We start from the raw sequence: 19,702 nt of genomic DNA, 5'->3' as shown, positions 1-19,702 counted from the left end.
TCCTTGGCGTGCCAAGGCGCCATGCCCCATGAACAACCGCTTGCACGCTCCCTCTCCCGCAAGCGGGAGAGGGGAGCAAACCGGCGGTAGGTGCAATGTCCTCAGTCCTTCACCCCCACGGCAGCGTAATCGTCTTCAAATTGGTAAAGCTCTTGGCCGCCTCCTGCACCCCTTCCTTATAGCCCAGCCCCGAATCCTTGATCCCCCCGAACGGCGTCAGCTCAATACGGTAGCCCGGCACTTCCCACAGGTTGACCGTGCCCACCTGCAGTGAATTGGCGATCTTCGTGAAATCCTCGATACGGTTGGTGCAGACGCCAGAGGACAGCCCGAACGCGGTGCCGTTGGAAATCCGGATGGCATCGTCCACGTCGCGGAAGGTGATGATCGGCGAAACCGGCCCGAAGGTTTCCTCGCGCACCACGGTCATCGACGGGTCCACGCGGTCCAGCACCGTGGGCGAATAGCTGGCGCCGTTGCGCTGGTTGCCCACCAGCAGCCGCGCACCCTGCGCCACTGCCTCATTGACGCGTGCCTCGAACAGCTGCGCGGCCTGCTCGTCGATCACGGTGCCCATGTCGACGCCGCGGTCCATCGGGTCGCCGTATTTCCACGCGCGGGTCTTCTCCACCACCAGTTCGGTAAAGCGCGCGGCCACGGCTTGGTGCACCAGCATGCGCTTGACCGCGGTGCAGCGCTGGCCGGAGTTCTTGTACGAGCCCTGCACCGCCAGGTCCGAGGCGCGGTCCAGGTCGGCGTCGTCCAGCACGATCAGCGGATCGTTGCCGCCCAGCTCCAGCACCACGCGCTTGTAGCCGGCCTTGCTGGCAATGTACTTGCCGATCGCCACCCCGCCGGTAAAGGTCACCAGGTCCACGGCGGGGTGCGTGATCAGCTCGTCGGCGATCTCGCGCGGGTCGCCGGTGATCACCTGCAGCATCTGCGGCGGCAGGCCGGCTTCATACAGCAGGTCGGCCAGGTAGAACGCCGACAACGGCACCTTTTCCGACGGCTTGAGCACCATGCAGTTGTTGGTGGCGATCGACGGCGCCACCTTGTGCGCCACCTGGTTCATCGGGTGGTTGAACGGCGTGATGGCGCAGATCACGCCCAGCAGCGGCTCGCGCTGGGTCATCACGCGGCGCTTCTTGCCGTGGGGGGTCAGGTCGCACGAGAACAACTGGCCATCGTCGCGCAGCGCCTCGGTGGCGGCAAAGCCAAGCACGTCGGCGACGCGGCCGATCTCATACAGCGAATCCTTCTTGGACAGGCCGGATTCCAGCGTGATCAGGTCCGACGCTTCCTCAGTGCGCTCGCGCAGCAGCGCGGCGGCGCGGTTCAGGATGGCGGCGCGCTCGTAGCGCGTCAGCGTGGAGCGGTAGGCCTGGCCCACTTCGAAGGCACGGCGCACGTCGTCCAGCGTGGCCTTGGGCACGGTGCCCACCAGCGCGCCGTCATACGGGTTGCGCACTTCGATCACGCGCTCGCGCACGATCTTCTGGCCGTCGATGCGCAGGGCCTCGGCGCGGAAATGGGGGCTGACGGCGCCAGCGGGGGATTGGGGGGCGTTCATGAGTCTCCTCCGGTCAATACAGTTCGGTACGGCTCCAATGCACTCAGTGCAGATGGTTCAGCGCGACATCGAAGATGTCGAAGTTGCGCAGCAGGGCCTTGCCGGGAATGCCGGCCGTGGCACGGTTGAATACCAGCGGCACGGTCTGCTCCGACACGCCGCCGTGCGAGCGCAGCGGCGCGTCCAGCCCGGACAGGTCGTGGCGGCTGCGGCTGGTGCCCAGCACCACATGCTTGTCGCTCGTCACCACCAGGTCGCCGACGCGGTCAGGCGGCAGTTCGAAGCGCGCGCAGGCCTCGGCGTTGGTCAGCACGCTTTCCACGCCCTGCAGGTCGGACAGCCGGGCCTTGATCGCGGCCGGGTCGGCATCGTCGGGCAGATAGATGGTGGCGTAGGATCCGAGCGCGCCGTGGTGGACCACGTAGGGATCGGTGATCGGCAGGATCACGCGCGCGCCGCCGTCTTCCACGCCGCGGCCCAGCCATGCGTCCAGGTGGTCCTGCAGGTAGATCACGTTGGGCGCCTTGGTGGCGTCGTCGTGCTTGGCGTTCATGCCGTGGTCGGCGGTCAGCGCGACCACGCAGCCGAGCGCGTCCAGTTGCGCCAGGTATTTGTCCATCATGGCGTAGAAGGCGTTGGCGCCGTCCGAGCCGGGCGCGAACTTGTGCTGGATATAGTCAGTGGTGGACAGGTACATCAGGTCCGGGCGGCGCGTTTGCATCAGGCGCACGCCGGCGGCGAAGACGAACTCCGACAACTCCGCGCTGTACACGTCAGGCACCGGCATGCCGACCAGCTCGAGCACGCCGTCGATGCCGTTCTCTGCCACCGTGGCCTGGTCGGCCTTCTCCGACGAGAAGCAGATGCCCTGCATGCCGTGGCCCAGCAGGCGGCGCAGCTTGTCCTTGGCGGTCACCACTGCGACGCTGGCCCCGGCATCGGCAAACGCGGCCAGGATGGTGCCGGCGCGCAGGTACTTGGGGTCGTTCATCATCACTTCCTCGCCGCGCCCGCCGTTGGCGCTGCGGTCAAAGAAGTAGTTGCCGCAGATGCCGTGCACCGCGGGCGGCGCGCCGCAGACGATGGACAGGTTGTTGGGGTTGGTGAAGGTCGGCACCACGCAGGCGCCGCGGAAGGCGGAGCCGGCTTCCAGCAGCCGCTTCAGGTAGGGCGCGCGGCCGCTGGCGGCGGCGGCTTCCAGGTAGTCGAACTCGCAGCCGTCGACGCAGACCACCACGACGGGCTGCTGCATCCAGCGGTAGGTGCGCTGGTTGACGGTAATGGTGCGGGCATTGGTGTCGGGCATGGCGAGGTTCCTGTGCGTAGGCGCGATCGGGGTCGGTAGCTTCAATGGATTCGGTCGGATTCAGGCGGCAGCACCGTTGTCGGCGCTGGCCGGGTCCACCGCGGCATGCATGCGGGCGCGGCCGCGCTCGACGTGCTCGCGCATCAGGCGCGCGGCCAGTTCGCCGTCGCGCGCGGCAATCGCCGAGACGATAGCGCGGTGCTCGCGGATGGAATCGGGCATGGCGGCGTGGCTGCCGGACAGCGCTTCGCGCCGGAACAGCGTCAGCTCCTTGACCAGGCGCCGGTAGGTATCCAGCAGCTTGCGGTTGCCGGCCAGTTCGACCATGCGGTCATGGAACGCCAGGTTCAGCCGCGTGTATTCATCGACATCGCGCGCCTGGCTGGCGGCACCCAGCGACTCCACCAGCGCACGCAGTTCGCGCAGGCTCTCGGGCGTGATGCGGGCGGCCAGCTGCCGGCCGATGAACTCATCCAGCACGGCTCGCAGCTCATAGATCTCATCGGCTTCTTCCACCGAGATGGCACGCACGAACACACCGCGGTTCTTCTCGGTGCGCAGCAGGCCAGCCTGCTCCAGCGCCCGGAAGGCTTCCCGCACCGGTCCGCGCGACACATTGAGCTGCCCTGCCACCTCGATCTCATTGAGCTTGGCGCCGGGGGGCAGGTCGCCCGACATGATCCGCAGTTCCAGTTCGCGCTGCACCAGGGTGGCCAGGGATTGGCTCTGCAAGATGGTGATTTCGCTCGCCAGTGGCGCTTGGCCTGACATGAAAACTCCCGTTTGTGACGGATTGAGCAATATCGAAAATCCTTGTTGCCATTAAAGCAAGCGGTTTGTATATTGTCAACAATCTAGACATCGGTGTGGCGCAGATGGTGACGTACGGAGCGCAAGAAACCCGGCATATGTCTTGAAAGTGTTGTAGCACAAGGGTTTAACGGTGATTCAATGTTGTGCGGCACGCCCCGTGGCAATGCAACATATTCACCAAATCGACACATATCTCCACCTACAATGCCAGAAGGAGTCCCCATGCAACCGTCCTTCACATCCACCCTGCGCGCCGCCGCCACCCTGCTTGCGCTAGCTGCCTCCGGTACGGCGCTGGCCCAGAAGACCACCCTCACCGTCTACACGGCGTGGGAGATCGAGACCCTCAAGCCGTACGCCGAGGGCTTTGCCAAGGTGGCGCCCGATATCGAACTGAAGTACGTGCGCGATTCCACCGGTGTCATCACCGCCAAGGCGCTGGCCGAAAAAGGCAACCCGCAGGCCGACGTGATCGCCGGGCTGGCGGCGTCCAGCCTGGAACTGCTCAAGCAGGAAGGGATGCTGGCGCCCTATCCGCCCAAGGGCTTCGAGAAACTGACGCGCGACTACAGCGACAAGGCCACGCCGCCGTCCTGGGTGGGGCTCGACGTCTGGGGCGCCACCATCTGCTTCAACACCATCGAAGCCAAGAAGCGCAACCTGCCGCGCCCCGAGACCTGGAAGGACCTGGCCAAGCCCATCGACAAGGGCACCATCGTGATGCCCAACCCGGCCTCTTCCGGCACCGGCTTCCTGGACGTGACCGCCTGGCTGCAGCTCTATGGCGAGCAGGATGGCTGGAAGTACATGGACGCGCTGCACGACAACATCGCGCAATACACGCATTCCGGCTCAAAGCCATGCAAGCAGGCCGGCTCGGGTGAGTTCCCGATCGGCATTTCGTTCGAACTGCGCGCGCACAAGACGCTGGCCTCGGGCGCGCCCATCGAGATGATCTTCCCCAAGGAGGGCCTGGGCTACGACATCGAGGCCGCCGGCATCGTCAAGGGCACAAAAAAGATGGAGGCCGCGCAGCGCTATATGGACTGGCTGGCCAGCAAGGAAGCCAACCAGCTGTTCGCCAGGGACTGGGCCATCGTCGCCTATCCAGGCGTGGCGAGGAAGGTCGAGACCATTCCGGCCAACTACGAGCAGATGCTGGTCAAGAACGACTTCAGCTATATCGCCAAGAACCGCGAGCGCGTCCTGACCGAGTGGCAGAAGCGCTATGCCAGCAAGTCGGAGAAGCAGCCCTGAGCGCCGTCCTGTACCGGCGCCCTCGCCCCCCCCCGGGGGCAGAGGACGCCGGGTCCCCCAACAGAACACACCGGGCCCCACGCCATGCAGACCTCCCCATCCACGGCCGAGACCTACCTCAGCCTGAAAGGCATCCACAAGCGCTTCGGCAGCAGCAGCGGCACCTTCGTGGCACTCCACAACATCGACCTGGACGTGCGCCAGGGCGAGCTGCTGTGCTTCCTGGGCCCGTCGGGCTGCGGCAAGACCACGCTGCTGCGCATCATCGCCGGGCTGGAATCGCAGAGCGCCGGCACCATCCACCAGGGCGGGCGCGACATCTCCACGCTGCCGCCGATGGAGCGGGACTACGGCATCGTGTTCCAGTCTTATGCGCTGTTCCCCAACCTGACGGTGGCAGACAACGTGGCCTACGGCCTGGTCAACCGCCGCATGCCGCGCGACCAGCGCCGCGCCCGCGTGGCTGAGCTGCTGACGCTGGTAGGACTGCCCGAGCGCGGCAACCAGTACCCGGCGCAGCTTTCCGGCGGCCAGCAGCAGCGCGTGGCGATTGCGCGCGCGCTGGCCACCTCGCCCGGCCTGCTGTTGCTGGATGAGCCGCTGTCCGCGCTCGATGCGCGCGTGCGGGTACGGCTGCGCAGCGAGATCCGTGCGCTGCAGCAGCGGCTGAACATCACCACCATCCTGGTCACGCACGACCAGGAAGAGGCGCTGTCGATGGCCGACCGCATCGTGGTGATGAACCAGGGCGCGATCGAGCAGGTGGGCACGCCGGCGCAGATCTACCAGCGCCCGGCCACGCCGTTCGCCGCGGACTTCGTCGGCAAGACCAATATGCTGGGCGCGCGCGTCTGCGGCGACGGCGAGCTGCACCTGGGCGGCGTGCGCATGCGCTGCGCCGCGCCCCCGGGCTGTTGCGCCGACGAGGACGTGCAGGTGTTCTTCCGCCCCGAAGACGTATGCGTGCGCGGCATCGAACAGCATGGCCCCAACGTGCTGGAGGCCACCGTGGACAAGATCGAGTTCCTCGGCGCGTTCTCGCGGCTGACGCTGCGCCTGCCCGACGCCGCCGCAGGCGCGCCGGGGGGTGCCCCGGGGGGTGCTCTTTATGCCGACCTCTCCCTCAATGACCTGCACGAGCTGCGCCCGCACACCGGCGACCGGCTGCGCCTGGCCATACCCGCTGACCGTATCCGCATCTTCCGTCACGCATGCGCATGAGCCTCACTGCGGCGCCGGCCAATACGTCTGCCACCATGCCGGCCACCGATACCGTCCCCGCCCCCGCCACCAGCGCGCCGGCCGGGCCTGCCAACCCTGGCGCGCAGCCCGCGCCGCCGGCGCTGGTCACCACTTCCGTGCGCGCGCACTGGACCGACCGTCTCGCCCATGTGCTGCTGGCGCTGGCCGCGCTGGCGCTTGCGTGCTTCGTGTTGGCGCCGATCGTGATGATCCTGGCCAAGAGCGTCCAGAACCGCGACGGCAGCCTGGCCGGCATCGCGCACTTCCGCGCGTACTTTGAGTCGCCCGCGCTGCTGCGCTCGGTGTGGAACAGCCTGTGGGTCTCTGCCCTGGCCACCTGCATCACGGTGCCGCTGGCGTTCAGCTTTGCCTATGCGCTGACGCGCAGCCGCATCGCCTGCAAGGGCCTGCTGCGCAACCTCGCGCTGATCCCGCTGCTGGCGCCATCGCTGCTGGCGGCGATCTCCTTCATCTTCTGGTTCGGCAACCAGGGGCTGTTCAAGCCCTGGATGGGCAGCACGCAGATCTACGGGCCGCTGGGCATCGTGGCCTCGCTGGTGTTCGCCACCTTCCCGCATGCGCTGATGATCCTGATCACTGCCCTGTCGCTGACCGACGCGCGGCTGTATGAGGCGGCCGATGCGCTGGGCACCTCGACCGTGCGCAAGTTCTTCACCATCACCGTGCCGGGCGCGCGCTACGGCCTGGTCAGCGCGGCGATGGTGGTGTTCACCTATGCGATCTCTGACTTCGGCATTCCCAAGGTGATCGGCGGCAACTTCCATATGCTGGCCACCGACATCTACAAGCTGGTGATCGGCATGCAGGACTTCTCGCAGGGCGCGGTGGTGTCGCTGATGCTGCTGGTGCCGGTAGCCGTCACCTACTATGTCGATGCGCGCGTGCAGCGCCGCCAGATGGCGCTGATGTCGGCGCGCTCGGTGCCCTACGTGCCGCGCCGCAGCCCCCGCTACGACCTGGCCATGGCGGTGTTCTGCTGGCTGATGGCCGCGCTGATGCTGGCGGTGATGGGCATGGCGGTCTATGCGTCCTTCGTCAAGCTGTGGCCGTACAACTTCTCGCTGTCGCTGAACCACTACCGCGTGGGGCTGGTCGAGGGCGGCGTGGTCGATTCCTACCTGAACAGCCTGCGCATGGCGGGCCTGGCCGCGCTGATCGGCCCGGTGTTCATCTTTGCCACCGCCTACCTGCTGGAGAAGACCCGCGGCATGGACTGGCTGCGCAGCTTTGTGCGGCTGATGGCGGTGCTGCCGATGGGCGTGCCGGGGCTGGTGCTGGGCCTGGGCTACATCTTCTTTTTCGTGCCGCAGGCCAACCCGATGCACGGGCTGTACCAGACGCTGGGGATCCTGGTGCTGGTGACCATCGTCCACTATTACGCGTCCTGCCACCTGACCGCCGTGACCGCGCTCAAGCAACTTGACAGCGAGTTCGAGGCCGTGTCCGCGTCGCTCAAGGTGCCGTTCTACAAGACCTTCTTCAAGGTCACGGTGCCGGCCTGCCTGCCCGCCACCCTGGAGATCTCGCGCTACCTCTTCATCAATGCGATGACCACGGTTTCGGCGGTGGTGTTCCTGTACGGCGCCGACACCAAGCTGGCCTCGGTCGAGATCGTCAACCTGGATGAGTCCGGCGACATCGGCCCCGCGGCTGCAATGGCAACGCTGGTGGTGCTGACCTCGGCCTTCGCCTGCCTGCTCTATTACCTGCTGCAACGCGTGCTCGATCGCAAGACCCAGGCCTGGCGCCAGGGCAACGACTGACCTTCCCTTTTTCCACGCCTTCCCAATCAGGAGCTCACCATGATTCGCGGCAACGACCCGATCCTTCTGACCCCCGGCCCCCTGACCACCTCGCTCGCGACCAAGCAGGCCATGCTGCGCGACTGGGGTTCGTGGGACGCCGCCTTCAACACCATCACGCGCAGCCTGTGCGACGACCTCGTGCGCATCGTCCACGGCGAAGGCACCCATGTGTGCGTGCCGATGCAGGGCAGCGGCACCTTCTCGGTGGAAGCCGCCATCGCCAACGTGGTGCCGCGCGACGGCAAGGTGCTGGTGCCGCAGAACGGCGCCTATTGCCAGCGCATCCTCAAGATCTGCAAGGTGCTGGGCCGCGCCTGCGTGGAACTGCCGATCCCCGAAGACCAGCCCGCCACCGCCGCGCTGATTGAAGACGCCATCCGGCGCGACCCGTCAATCACGCACGTGGCGCAGGTGCACTGCGAGACGGGCGCCGGCGTACTCAACCCGCTGCAGGACATCGCCGCGCTGTGCCAGCGGCTGGGCAAGGGGCTGATCGTCGATGCCATGAGCTCGTTCGGCGCGATCGAGATCGACGCCCGCACCATGCCGTTCGATGCGCTGGTGGCCGCCACCGGCAAGTGCATCGAGGGCGTGCCGGGCATGGGCTTCGTGCTGGTGAAGAAGGACGTGCTGGAAGCCAGCCAGGGCAACAGCCACTCGCTGGCGCTGGACCTGTACGACCAGTACGTCTACATGCAGAAGACCACGCAGTGGCGCTTCACGCCGCCCACGCATGTGGTGGCGGCCTTCCGCACCGCGCTCGACCAGTTCCTGGAAGAAGGCGGCCAGCCGGTGCGCGGCGCGCGCTACCACAGGAACTGCGACGCGCTGGTGCAGGGCATGGCCACACTCGGCTTCCGCGCCTTCCTGCCGGCGGCGGTGCAGGCGCCGATCATCGTCACCTTCCATGCGCCGGCCGACGCGCGCTATGACTTCAAGACCTTCTACGCCAAGGTGCGCGAGCGCGGCTACATCCTGTATCCGGGCAAGCTGACGCAGATGGAGACCTTCCGCGTGGGCTGCATTGGTGCGATCGACGACAACGAGATGCGCAACGTGGTGACGGCGATCGGCGAGGTGCTGCGCGAGATGGGGATCAAGGCGCAGGCGCCTCTGGCCGAGGCGGCGTAGGCCATTTTCCTCCAACGCCCGCAGCAGGCTCCCCTCTCCCGCAAGCGGGAGAGGGGAGCAAACCAGCGGGTTCGCGAATACGTCCGAAGACCAGACCACAAGAACCACCCACCCCTTAATGTCGCTCCCCCCAGATTTCCACGGCTTGGCCTTTGCCGCCGTGATGCTGTCCGCGCTGATGCATGCGTCGTGGAACGCCATCGTCAAGATCGGCGGCGACCGCCTCTCGTCGATGGCGCTGATCGACACCTTCTGCCTGCTGGTCGCCCTGCCCTTTCTGTTCCTGGTGCCGCTGCCCGCGCCGCAGGTGTGGCCCTTCCTGCTGGCCACCGTGGCGCTGGAGGTCGGCTACAAGCTGTCGCTGGTAGCCGCTTACAACCGCGGCGACTTCAGCCAGGCCTATCCGCTGATGCGCGGCTCGGCGCCGATGATGGTGGCCATCCTGCTGTTGCTGGCCGGCAGCGAGCGGCTGGGGCCAGGCGGCTATGCCGGCATCGCGCTGATCTGCTGCGGGCTGGTCAGCCTGGTGCGGTGGCGCCGGCAAGCGCCCGACCTGCTCGGCTTTGCGCTGCTGGCCGGGGCCTGCCTGGCGGGCGGCACCGTGATCGACGGCACCGCGGTCAAGCGTTACGGCGAGGTCTTCACCTACATCGTCTGGCTGCAGGCGATGTCGCACATCTTCATGCCGACCTACGCCTTCAGCCGGCGCGGCACCGCGCTGGTCACGCTGATGCGCACGGAATGGAAGCGGGCCTGGATCGGCGGCATCAATCGGGTCGGGTCGTATGCCCTGATGCTGTGGGCAATGACGATGGCACCGGTCACCAAGCTGGCGGCACTGCGTGAATCCAGCGTGATCTTTGCCGCGCTGCTCGGGCACTTCCTGCTGCGCGAGCCCTTTGACCGGCGGCGGCTGATTGCCACGGCGCTGGTGCTGGCGGGGATCCTGACGCTGCAGCTGGCGCGCTAGGCCCACCTCATCCACCTGATCCGGCCGGCGTTGCCGGCCGCCCTTCCCCACGTCGGCGCACCGGGGCATGGCTGCCGCACCCCGGGACCCGCGCCCCCCATCCGGCGCGCACGCGCAAGTCCCTGATTCTGCGCGTCTTCCGTCTCCGGCGCCGGGACCGTGGCGCCCCATCCCCTTGCCCTTGTCCGGCGCGGCGCGGCCTGCCACAACGCTTCGCCGCCCTGGCCCGGTTGTTGCGCAACAGACCCTGAACCCAGCACCCAGCCCTACCCGCGACGGCTTCCGATATGGTCGACACCTCGGTCTCAGGCCTTGACCCCCGCGCCGCCGCCGTTGCGATGCAGGTCGCCGGGTATGTGCGCCGCTACCCCAGGGCGGCCGACACCTGTATCGGCATCACCCGCTGGTGGCTGCCGGCAGGGCCTCAGGCCGACCCCGCGGCGGTGTTGCGGGCGCTGGAAGCGCTGGTGCGCGGCGGCGTGCTGCAGGCGCGGCGCCTGCCCTCGGGCGAGTTCCTGTACAGCGCCGCCGGCGGCCCGGACCATGACAGCGAGCAGCAGAACGAGCACTGAGCGATGAAGACAGCGATACGTGATGCCTGCCAGAGCCTGCGCCGCCATATCGAGCAGGCGCTGCGCGACGACCCCGACCTTTCGCCCTACTTCGACCCGGCCGATCCGATGCCGGATGCGATCGGCACCATGATCGTCTCGCTGGACACGCCGCAGGAGCTGGAGGAGCGCGACCGCGAAGGCCTGTCGCTGTGGCTCTACCTGGTCCAGCGCGAGGAATTCACGCTCAACCGTCCGCCGCGCCGCAGTGCCGCCGACCGCCTCGAGCGCCGCCCGCTGCCGCTGCGCCTCCATTTCCTGGTCACGCCCCAGGTCGCCGACGAGCGCGACGACGCGACCGACCTGGAACACCTGATCCTTGGCAAGATCCTGCAGCTCTTCCACGACGACGCCAGCCTCAGCGGCGCGCGCCTGGCCGGCACCCTGGCCGGCTCCGGGCTGGAGTTCTTCATGCGGCTCGAGCCGCTGTCGCTGGAAGAAATCACCCGGGTCTGGGACGCGCTCGACAAGCCTTACCAGCTGTGCGTGTCGTTCGACATGAGCATCGTGCCGATCGCGTCGGGCAACGATGCGGAGCAAGTCACGCCGGTGGACTCGGTGCTATCCGAGCACGGCACGGCCAGCCTGCAGGAGCCGGCATGATGGACTGCCGCCCGGAACATGTCGGCGCCGCCAGTTGGCACCTGTGCCCCGACCCGCTGCAGGTGCCGGGCGCCCGGCTGCGCGCGCTGGTACAGGCGCGGCTGGTGGACGAGATCTCGCTGGGGCCGGTGACCGCAGACGTCGTCGCCACCCCCGACCTGCGCCTGGCCCTGCACGTGGCGCCGCGCATCGGGCGCGACGGCATGATCGGGCTGGCCGGCCGGCCCGAGAGCCTGTTCCCCGGGCTCGCGCTGGCCGCCGCGGCGGTTCCCATGCACGTGACCGCGCGCGGCTACCTGCCGCTCGACCTCGACGGCACGCTCGGGCCGTTTGGCGGCTTTCCCGAGAACTTCGCCGCGCTCGACCACGGCGACGTGTTCCTGCACCGCACGGGGGTGGCATTCAAGGGCCGCGTGGTGCAGCGTGGCACACCGCAGAACCTGCCACTGGCGGGCGCCACGGTCGAGATCGATGGCCTCTGGCCGACCTACCCGCCGCCCAACGTGATGCCCGCCGCGGTGATGGAGCCGGCCGACGTGGTGGCGCTGTCGCCCGGCTTCTATGGCAGCCATGCCACGGCAACGCTGTCGCGCTGCGACGTGGTCGACGACCTGCCGCAGGCAAAGCGCCTGCTGCTGACCGCAGCGCCCGGCACGCGCCGGCTGCGGCTGGACAACCGCGGCACGCTGGTCGCAGGCATGCCGCTGCGGATCGATGCCGACGATGCCGCGCGCGGCGAAGTGATCGGCATCCATGCCGTCGATACCAGCCTGTCGGCCGATCAGCCCGCATGGATCGAGCTCGACCATCCGCTCAAGCACCTGCACCGGCGGCTGGCACGGGTGGTGCCGGCGAGCATCCCTGCTACGCACGACCCGCGCAATCTGTCGCGCGCGGCCCAGCCGGGCGATCCCTGCGCTTTCCTGACCGCTGCCGCGCCGTGGGCCGCGCTGTCACTGGTGCAGGTGGACGACGGGGTCGGCCCGCCCGAATTCCAGCGGATCGCGCGCTACGCCGCGAGCGCCGATGCCGACGGCTACTTCCGCCTGCCGCGCATCTCGCGGCTGGCCCTGTTCCGGCTGCGCGCCACCCACCCCGCGCCGCCGCAACCGCTGCGGCTCACCATCGAGCCCGACTACGGGCTGGCCGAGCAGGTCCTGACGGTGGCCTTCGAATGACGTGAATGAAAACCGCGCTCCTGTTCCGTCCCGCAACCGCATAGGGGAACCAACATGCCCGAATATCTCGCACCCGGCGTCTATGTCGAAGAAACCCAGGCGAGCAACAAGCCGATCGAAGGGGTCAGCACCAGCACCACCGGCCTGGTCGGCGTGACCGAGCGCGGCCCGCTGAACGTGCCGCAGCTGGTCACCAGCTTCGGCGAGTTCCAGCGGCTGTTCGGCGGCATGCTGCCGCCGGGCGAGTTCACCGGGCCGGGTGGGCGCGTGCACAGCTACCTGCCGCATGCGGTCGAGGGCTTCTTCCTCAACGGCGGCAAGCGCGCCTACGTGACGCGCGTGCTGCCCGCGCAGGCCGAGCGCGCGCGGCGCAACATGTTCCACCTTGACCTGGCCAATGCCGCCATGGGCGGCAGCGTGCTGCTGCGTCCGGCGCTGCAGGACACCGGCACGGCCATCAACCTGCCACGGCTCCATGTCCTCGATGCCGGCAACTTCGGCATCGGCGACTGGGTGCGCGTGGGCGACGGCAGCCGGGCCGATTACCGCCAGGTGCAGGCGCTCGGCGCCGCCCCGAGCCATACCTCGCTGACGCTGCCGCTCTATTTCTCGCACGCGGCCGGCGCGCCCACGCGCGATATCGCTGTCACCGTGGCCGCCGCGCTCAGCCCCTTCACGCTGCGCGACAACGCGCGCGCCGGCGCCACCGAACTGGTGGTCAGCGGCACCGCTGCGCTGATCACCGGCCTGCTGCCGTCGACGCACCGGCTTCTGCAGGTCGATGGCGCCGAGTATGTGTTCGCCGCCGCAGTGGTCGGACTGGGCACCACAGAGGCCCGCGTGCTGCTGGAAACGCCGCTGCGGCTGCCGCACGCGCGCGGCGCGCAGGTCGACGGCCTCGACATCCCGGCCGGCGCCAACGTCAACCTGGAGGTGGCGGCCAGCGCCGGGGATCTGCTGCTGTTTGGTCCGAACTTCAGCACCGCGGGCAAGCTGGTAGTGGTCGGCGTCGGCAGCGCGCAGGAAGAAGTGCAGCGCGTCGGCACGCTGGCGCAGTTGCCGCTGGACGTGCCTGCCTACGCCGCCTATCCGGCCGGCACGGTCGGCCAGTTGGTCACGCTGGATGACGACGCGCGCATGGTGGCGGACCTGCCGACCAACGTGGTGGTGCCGCTCGATACGGTGGCCGGCATGAGCGCCGGCATGAGCCTTACCTTCGGCGCCAACAGCCAGGTGGTGGCGGCGGTCAACCCGGCTCTTGGCCTGGTGCGCCTCGCCGCTGCGCTGCCTGGCCCGGCGCTGGCTGCCGGCGATGCCGTGCAAGTGGGCGCCGTGGCGGCCAACGTGGTGGCCTATCCCACTGCGCGCGTGGTGCCGCTTGCCAGCATCAACGGCGTCGAGACCGGCATGACCTTCGATAACGCCGGCGATACCGCGCTGGTCGGCACCGTGCTGCATGATCTGCGCGCCGTGGTGCTGGCCACCTCGCTGGCGGCCGCACCCGCGCCCGGCACCGCCGTCACGATCGGCGGCAATGCCAATACCGCGCAGGCCCTGCTGCGCCCCGACGTGATTCCGCTGGACGATGTCGACGGCCTGGCGCCCGGCATGTCCATCACCATCGGCGCCGATACCGGCACCATCAGCGCGGTCAACACCACGGTGGGCGCGATCGCGCTGCAGGCGCCGCTGCCCGCGGCCCCGGCAGCGGGCAGCAGCGCCAGCTTCGCGCTGCGCCACGCCACCCAGGCCGCGGGCGCGGGCGCCGCGACGCTGGCGCTGGACAACCGCCTCGGACTCGATGCCGGCGACGTGCTGCGCATCGGCGTATCGCCGGACGAGGAATACGTCACCATCGCGCGCGTGCTGGGTGAACGCGGCGTCTCGCCCGACGCCGGCGTGGTCCAGCTCGCGCATCCGCTGAGCGCGGGCCATGCCAGCGGCGTGGAGGTCGTGCGCCAGGAAGTGGCCGTCGACACCACGCGCCAGCCGGCCACCCTGGTGTTGTCGCCCACCGCCGGCAGCGAACAGTTGCTGGTGGGCGATGGCACGACCTATGGCGCGGTGCTGCCGGAAGTGGTCCGCTTCACCACTTCGGATGGCGTCGCCTATTTCCACCGCCTCGACGGCGCCGCGGCCAATGCCAGCCCGCTGGAGCTCGAGCTCGACGACCGCCTCGGCTTCAGCCACGCCGCGGGCGCGGTGGTGGTGGAACGCAATCCACTGTTCGTGGTGCAGGCGCTGGACGCCGGCGCCTGGGGCGACCGCCTGATGATCGCCGCCGCTGACGAGGCCAGCAGCCTGGCAGCCAATGCCAATGTGCTGGCCGCCAACCCGCCGCCCGGGCCAGGCATGTTCTCGTCGCTGCAACTGGCCACGCTGACCGGCATCGAGCCCGGCAGCATCCTGGAGCTGCTCGAGCCCGACGGCTCGCCTGTGGCCGGCGCGCCGCTGCTGAAGGCGCGCGCGCTCGACCGCGCCAGCCGGCTGGTGCTGCTCGATCCGCCCGGGCTGCAGGCCGCGCACATGAACGCGGTCAACAATGCGCTGATGGCGGGCCTCAACGCGCGCGTGCGCTCGCGCGAATGGAGCCTGACGGTGCTGCTGCGCCAGCGCCCCGACCCCGCAGTGCCCACGCGCAGCGACAACCTGCTGGACCAGGAAAGCTTCCGCCAGCTGTCGATGGACCCGCGCCACAGCCGCTATTTCGAGCGCGTGATCGGCGTCACCTTCACGCCAGGATCGCCGACCGACGATGCCGGCAATCCGCTGCGGCGCTGGGACCGCCGCTCCGAAGGGGCGTCGCACTATATCCGCGTGCTCGACCTGGAGCCGGTGATGGCCAACCGCACCGCGATCCGGCTCGGGCCCGAGGCGTTGCTGGACGTGCTGCCCTCCGGCCTGGTACGTCCGGCGCGCCTGCCATTGTCCGGCGGCAGCGATGCGGTCTCGCTGATGGGCGACCCGATGTACGCCGGCGCCGACAGCAATGAGCCGGACCTGCGCACCGGCCTGCAGGCGCTGAAGAACCCGCAGAACATCTCGCTGGTCGCGATCCCCGGCCAGACCACGGCGGCCCTGCAGCAGGCGCTCATCGACCAGTGCGAGGCCATGCGCTACCGCTTCGTGGTGCTCGACGGCCCACCGCCCGACAACGATACGCTGGCCGACGTGCAGGACCTGCGCAGCCGCTACGACTCGCGCTATGCCGCGGTCTACCACCCGTGGCTGACCATTCCCGACCCGTTCCCGCAAAGCCTGGCCAACCTGCGGCAGGTGCCGATTCCCCCGTCCGGCCACATGCTCGGCATCTATGCCCGGGTCGACAACGAGCGCGGGGTGCACAAGGCGCCGGCCAATGAAGTGGTGCGCGGCATCACCGGCCTGACGCGCTACTTCAGCAAGGGCGAGCAGGACATCCTCAACCCGTATCCGGTCAATATCAATGTGGTGCGCGATTTCCGCCCCAACAACCGCGGCCTGCGGGTGTGGGGCGCGCGCTGCATCACCTCGGAGAATGAGTTCAAGTACCTGAACGTGCGCCGCCTGCTGATCTTCCTGGAAGACTCGATCGACCGGGGCATGCAGTGGGTGGTGTTCGAGCCCAATGCCGAGGAGCTGTGGGCGCGCGTGCGGCGCAGCATCACCAACTTCCTCACCACGGTGTGGCGCAACGGCGCGCTGGAAGGCACCACGCCCGAGCAGGGCTTCTTCGTCAAGTGCGACCGCACCACCATGACCCGCGACGACATCGACAACGGGCGCCTGATCGTGGTGATCGGGGTAGCGCCGGTCAAGCCTGCCGAGTACGTGATCATCCGCATCGGCCTGTGGACGGCCGACGCCGAAAGCTGAGGAGCGAAGCCATGGCTGCCACCGACATCCGCATCGATCCCTTCCCGGTCTTCAATTTCCGCGTTGAACTCGACGGGCTGGTCGTAGCCTCGTTCAGCGAGGTCAGCGGCCTCACCGCCGACGGCGATGCGATCGACTATCGCGAAGGCAAGGATCCGACCAACAACGTGCGCAAGCTGCAGGGCCTGCGCAAGTACACCCCGCTGATGTTCAAGCGCGGCTACGTGCAGGATGACACGCTGTGGCTGTGGTACCGCCATATCGCCGACGGTGCCAACGAGCGCCGCAACGGCAGCGTGATCCTGATGAACGAGGCGCACCGCGACGTGCTGAGCTGGAACTTCGTCAACGCGTGGATCAACAAGATCGAAGGGCCCAGCCTGACCGCCACCGGCAACCAGGTGGCCGTGGAAAGCATGGAACTGCACCACGAAGGCCTGACCATCGAGATCATCAGCACCGCACCCTGAGCGCCACGCCAACGAGAGCCGGAGACCGTCATGCACCACGGCATGCCCGCCGTCACCATCGAACGGACCGACGCCGCCGGCACCGAGCCGGTGGTGCTGCGCACCGACATCGCCGCGTTCATCGGACTGGCCGAACGCGGCCCGCTCGACACGCCGGTGGCGGTGGAGTCGTGGCGGCAGTTCCAGGCGCATTTCGGGCGGCCATTCGGCAGTGCCTACCTGGCGTGGGCGGTGCGCGGCTTCTTCGATAACGGCGGCATGCGCTGCTGGGTGGTACGTGTGGCGGCGCGGCAGTTTGGCGATGGCGATGACGCTCCCGGCGGCGGCGCGCGCAGCGCCTGCGTGCTGCTGGCGGATATCGCCGGCGTGCCGCGCTGGCGGCTGTCGGCCACCTCGCCCGGCACCTGGGGCAACGAACTCAGCGTGGCCTGGCGCCGCGAGCGGCCGCTGACGCAGCGCGCGTTGTCCGCCGATGCTAGCGGCGCCCGGCTGGAGGCCGTGGCCGGATTCGCGCCGGGCGAACTGGTGCGGCTGGCCCAGCCAGCGGCGAGTGCGCATCGCGTGCTGGTACAGGTCGATGCCGCCGCCGGCACGCTCTCCTGGGTCCATCCAGACCCACGCCAGCGCAGCGCCGACCAGATGGCCTGGAACGCGCTGGACCCCGCCCAGCCGCTTGCCGTGGAACGCGTCGCGTATGCGCTGGACGTCTGGAGGCGCGACGCCTTCGCCGCGCAATACCGCGACCTGCATCCGTCGCCGCAACACCCGCGCTACTTCGGCACCGTGCTGGCGCCGCCCTACCGCAACGGTGCCGAGCTGCTGCGTGTGCCGCCGGTGAACCCCGGTGCCCTGCCCGTGCCACCGGGACTGGTCGAGATCGCCCCGCTTTCCCCGCAGCTGCCGCCGCTGCCGCTGGCGGCAATGCCAGTCCGGCGACTGCCGCTCGCGCAGGGCGCCGATGGACTCGCCGCGCTCACGGCAAGCGACTTCCTCGGCGAGCCGTTTTCGCCGCGCGACAGCGACTTTGCCCGCCTGCGCAAGGCCCGCGGCCTGCGGGCGCTGGCGGAGATCGACGAGATCTCCCTGGTGGCCGCCCCCGACATCCTGATCCGCCCGCAGCCGGATCCCCGCTATGAGCCACTGCCGCCGGACAGCGTCAATCCCTGCAGTCCCTGTCCGTCGCCCGCGCCGCCGCGCTGGATGCACCAGCCCCTCGCCACCATCGAACTGCCGCCGGTCTTTGCCGAGGCCGACATCCTGCGCGTGCAGACGGCGCTGATCGCCGACTGCGAGGCGCGCGGCGATCGCTTTGCCGTGCTGTCCGCGCCGTTCGAGCGCGCCACCAGGCGCTGCCGCGGCATCCGCGCGCTGATCGAATGGCGGCGCATGCTGGTCGGGCAGCAGCCTGCCCGCGCCGCCGCGTTGTACGCGCCATGGCTGGCAGTGGCCGAGGACGACGGCGCCGCGCCGCCGGTTGCCGGCAGCGTGGCCGGCGTCAGGGTGGTGCCCGCCTGCGGCCACGTTGCCGGCGCCATCGCCAATACCGACCTGACGCTGGGTGTGATGCGCGCCCCGGCCAATGTGCCCGTGCAGGGGGTGGCCGACGTGCGCAGCGCGGTCAATGATGCCCAGCACGGCGAGCTCAACCATGCCGGTGTCGACGTGCTGCGCGCCGAATTCGGCCGCGCGCCGGTGCTGCTGGGCGCGCGCACCATCAGCGACGAGCCCGAATGGCGCTATGTCAGCACGGTGCGCATGCTGATCGCGCTCAAGCGTGCATGCGACATCGCGCTGCGCTGGGCCGTGTTCGAGCCCAATGACGCGCCCACGCGCGCCGCCGTCGCCTCCACGCTGATCGCCATCCTGACGCTGTTCTGGCAGCGTGGCGCCTTTGCCGGCGCCACCGCGGCGGAATCGTTCTTCGTGCGCTGTGACGAAGATTCGACTGGTGCCGATGCGCGCGAGCATGGCCAGCTGATCGCACTGGTGGGCATCGCGCCGGTGGCGCCGGCCGAATTCATCGTGCTGCGCGTGGGCCGCCAGGACAACCTGCCGGTGTTTTCGCTGTTCGAACGCAAGGAGTTCGCATGAGCCTCGCCACGCGCCGGGACCCGCTGCTCGGTTTCAATTTCCTGGTCACCCTGTATGACTCCACCGCGTCCACCGGCTCGGCCGTGACGCGGATTGCACTGTCGCCGCTGATGCCGGCGCCGGTGGCCGGCTTCAGCGAATGCAGCGGGCTGGAGATGTCGATGGAAACCGATGACTACATGGAAGGCGGGCTCAACGGCACCGTGCTCAAGTTCCCCAAGCGCATCCGCAATACCGAGATCGTGCTGCGCCACGGCGTGACCAGGAGCACCGAGCTGTTCGACTGGTTCTATGCCTTCACGGCGGGGGCCGGCAAGCGCAAGGACGGGCTGATCACGCTATGCGACGCCCGCCACAAGCCGCACACGGTGTGGGGCTTCCGCCGCGGCCTGCCGACCAAGTACAGCGGGCCGCAGCTCAATGCCCAGCAAAGCGCGGTGGCGGTCGAAGCCGTCACCATCACCCACGAGGGCCTCTACCAGCTGGGCGGCGCAGCAGCGCTGGCCGGCGCCATCGGCGAGGCCGCCGAAGCCATCGGGAGCCTGTTTTGAGCGACGTCATCATCGAAAGCGTGGTCAGCCGCGTGCGCATCGTCGACGGCGCCGGCGGCCTGTCCGAGCAGACCGTGCGCAGCATCGTTGCCGCGATCCTGCCGGCGGTGCAGCAAATGCTGGCCCACCAGCGCCAGGTAGCCAGCGAGACCTCCACCCGCAACGGCTACCTGGACTGGATGGAAGGCGAAACCGGATCCGATGGGCGCAGCGGCGACTGACGGA

At 68.7% G+C, this 19,702-nt stretch carries 16 protein-coding genes; 13 read left to right on the top strand and 3 right to left on the bottom strand.

Annotated elements, in window-relative coordinates:
* Positions 1-109: 109 nt before the first annotated feature.
* Genes phnY through A3A5_RS0101635 form a run of 3 tightly spaced genes read right to left on the bottom strand, consistent with a single transcriptional unit; the run spans position 110 to position 3,650 of the window.
* Positions 110-1,573 (bottom strand): phosphonoacetaldehyde dehydrogenase, encoded by a 1,464-nt coding sequence (gene phnY / locus A3A5_RS0101645; protein ID WP_018308926.1) that lies wholly within the window; start codon positions 1,571-1,573, stop codon positions 110-112.
* 43 nt (positions 1,574-1,616) lie between these two features.
* The gene (gene phnA / locus A3A5_RS0101640; RefSeq protein WP_018308925.1) at positions 1,617-2,879 is read right to left on the bottom strand and encodes a phosphonoacetate hydrolase; all 1,263 of its coding nucleotides are present in this window, start codon (positions 2,877-2,879) and stop codon (positions 1,617-1,619) included.
* A 60-nt stretch (positions 2,880-2,939) separates the two neighbouring features.
* Positions 2,940-3,650 (bottom strand): phosphonate utilization associated transcriptional regulator, encoded by a 711-nt coding sequence (locus A3A5_RS0101635; RefSeq protein ID WP_018308924.1) that lies wholly within the window; start codon positions 3,648-3,650, stop codon positions 2,940-2,942.
* Positions 3,651-3,914: 264 nt separating this feature from the next.
* Here A3A5_RS0101635 and A3A5_RS0101630 point away from each other — a divergent pair, with 264 nt between their 5' ends.
* The 13 genes from A3A5_RS0101630 to A3A5_RS0101570 all read left to right on the top strand — a co-directional run bounded on the left by A3A5_RS0101630 (position 3,915) and on the right by A3A5_RS0101570 (position 19,698).
* Complete coding sequence (locus tag A3A5_RS0101630) at positions 3,915-4,949, top strand: putative 2-aminoethylphosphonate ABC transporter substrate-binding protein (protein ID WP_018308923.1); 1,035 nt, start codon at positions 3,915-3,917, stop codon at positions 4,947-4,949.
* A gap of 84 nt (positions 4,950-5,033) precedes the next feature.
* Positions 5,034-6,170, top strand: a complete 1,137-nt coding sequence (locus A3A5_RS0101625) for a putative 2-aminoethylphosphonate ABC transporter ATP-binding protein (RefSeq protein ID WP_018308922.1) — start codon at positions 5,034-5,036, stop codon at positions 6,168-6,170.
* Positions 6,161-7,975, top strand: coding sequence for a putative 2-aminoethylphosphonate ABC transporter permease subunit (locus A3A5_RS0101620; RefSeq protein WP_018308921.1), 1,815 nt, complete (start codon positions 6,161-6,163; stop codon positions 7,973-7,975). The genes A3A5_RS0101625 and A3A5_RS0101620 overlap by 10 nt, the downstream gene beginning before the upstream one ends.
* Positions 7,976-8,014: 39 nt before the next feature.
* Positions 8,015-9,148, top strand: a complete 1,134-nt coding sequence (locus A3A5_RS0101615) for a 2-aminoethylphosphonate--pyruvate transaminase (protein ID WP_018308920.1) — start codon at positions 8,015-8,017, stop codon at positions 9,146-9,148.
* A 118-nt stretch (positions 9,149-9,266) separates the two neighbouring features.
* Positions 9,267-10,118, top strand: a complete 852-nt coding sequence (locus A3A5_RS0101610; protein ID WP_018308919.1) for an EamA family transporter — start codon at positions 9,267-9,269, stop codon at positions 10,116-10,118.
* Between the two features lie 287 nt (positions 10,119-10,405).
* The gene (locus tag A3A5_RS40155; RefSeq protein WP_018308918.1) at positions 10,406-10,690 is read left to right on the top strand and encodes a hypothetical protein; all 285 of its coding nucleotides are present in this window, start codon (positions 10,406-10,408) and stop codon (positions 10,688-10,690) included.
* 3 nt (positions 10,691-10,693) lie between these two features.
* On the top strand, positions 10,694-11,332 hold the full coding sequence (locus A3A5_RS0101600) for a DUF4255 domain-containing protein (protein WP_018308917.1): 639 nt from the start codon (positions 10,694-10,696) through the stop codon (positions 11,330-11,332).
* Entirely contained in the window at positions 11,329-12,510 is a 1,182-nt protein-coding gene (locus tag A3A5_RS0101595; protein ID WP_018308916.1) for a hypothetical protein, read from the top strand. Before A3A5_RS0101600 ends, A3A5_RS0101595 begins: the two co-directional genes overlap by 4 nt.
* A 54-nt stretch (positions 12,511-12,564) precedes the next feature.
* Complete coding sequence (locus A3A5_RS40150) at positions 12,565-16,365, top strand: phage tail sheath C-terminal domain-containing protein (protein ID WP_018308915.1); 3,801 nt, start codon at positions 12,565-12,567, stop codon at positions 16,363-16,365.
* A gap of 11 nt (positions 16,366-16,376) precedes the next feature.
* Positions 16,377-16,835: a phage tail protein gene (locus A3A5_RS0101585; RefSeq protein WP_018308914.1), complete on the top strand. Its 459-nt coding sequence runs from the start codon at positions 16,377-16,379 to the stop codon at positions 16,833-16,835.
* Positions 16,836-16,865: 30 nt separating this feature from the next.
* Positions 16,866-18,926: a phage tail sheath C-terminal domain-containing protein gene (locus A3A5_RS0101580; protein ID WP_018308913.1), complete on the top strand. Its 2,061-nt coding sequence runs from the start codon at positions 16,866-16,868 to the stop codon at positions 18,924-18,926.
* Positions 18,923-19,477: a phage tail protein gene (locus A3A5_RS0101575; protein ID WP_018308912.1), complete on the top strand. Its 555-nt coding sequence runs from the start codon at positions 18,923-18,925 to the stop codon at positions 19,475-19,477. The genes A3A5_RS0101580 and A3A5_RS0101575 overlap by 4 nt, the downstream gene beginning before the upstream one ends.
* A complete protein-coding gene (locus tag A3A5_RS0101570) occupies positions 19,474-19,698 on the top strand; it encodes a hypothetical protein (protein WP_018308911.1) in 225 nt (74 codons plus the stop codon). The genes A3A5_RS0101575 and A3A5_RS0101570 overlap by 4 nt, the downstream gene beginning before the upstream one ends.
* The last annotated feature ends 4 nt before the right edge of the window (positions 19,699-19,702 follow it).

The sequence above is a fragment of the Cupriavidus sp. UYPR2.512 genome (genome assembly GCF_000379565.1).
In the GTDB taxonomy this organism is placed as follows: Bacteria; Pseudomonadota; Gammaproteobacteria; order Burkholderiales; family Burkholderiaceae; genus Cupriavidus.
This window is presented reverse-complemented; position numbering and strand designations above follow the sequence as displayed.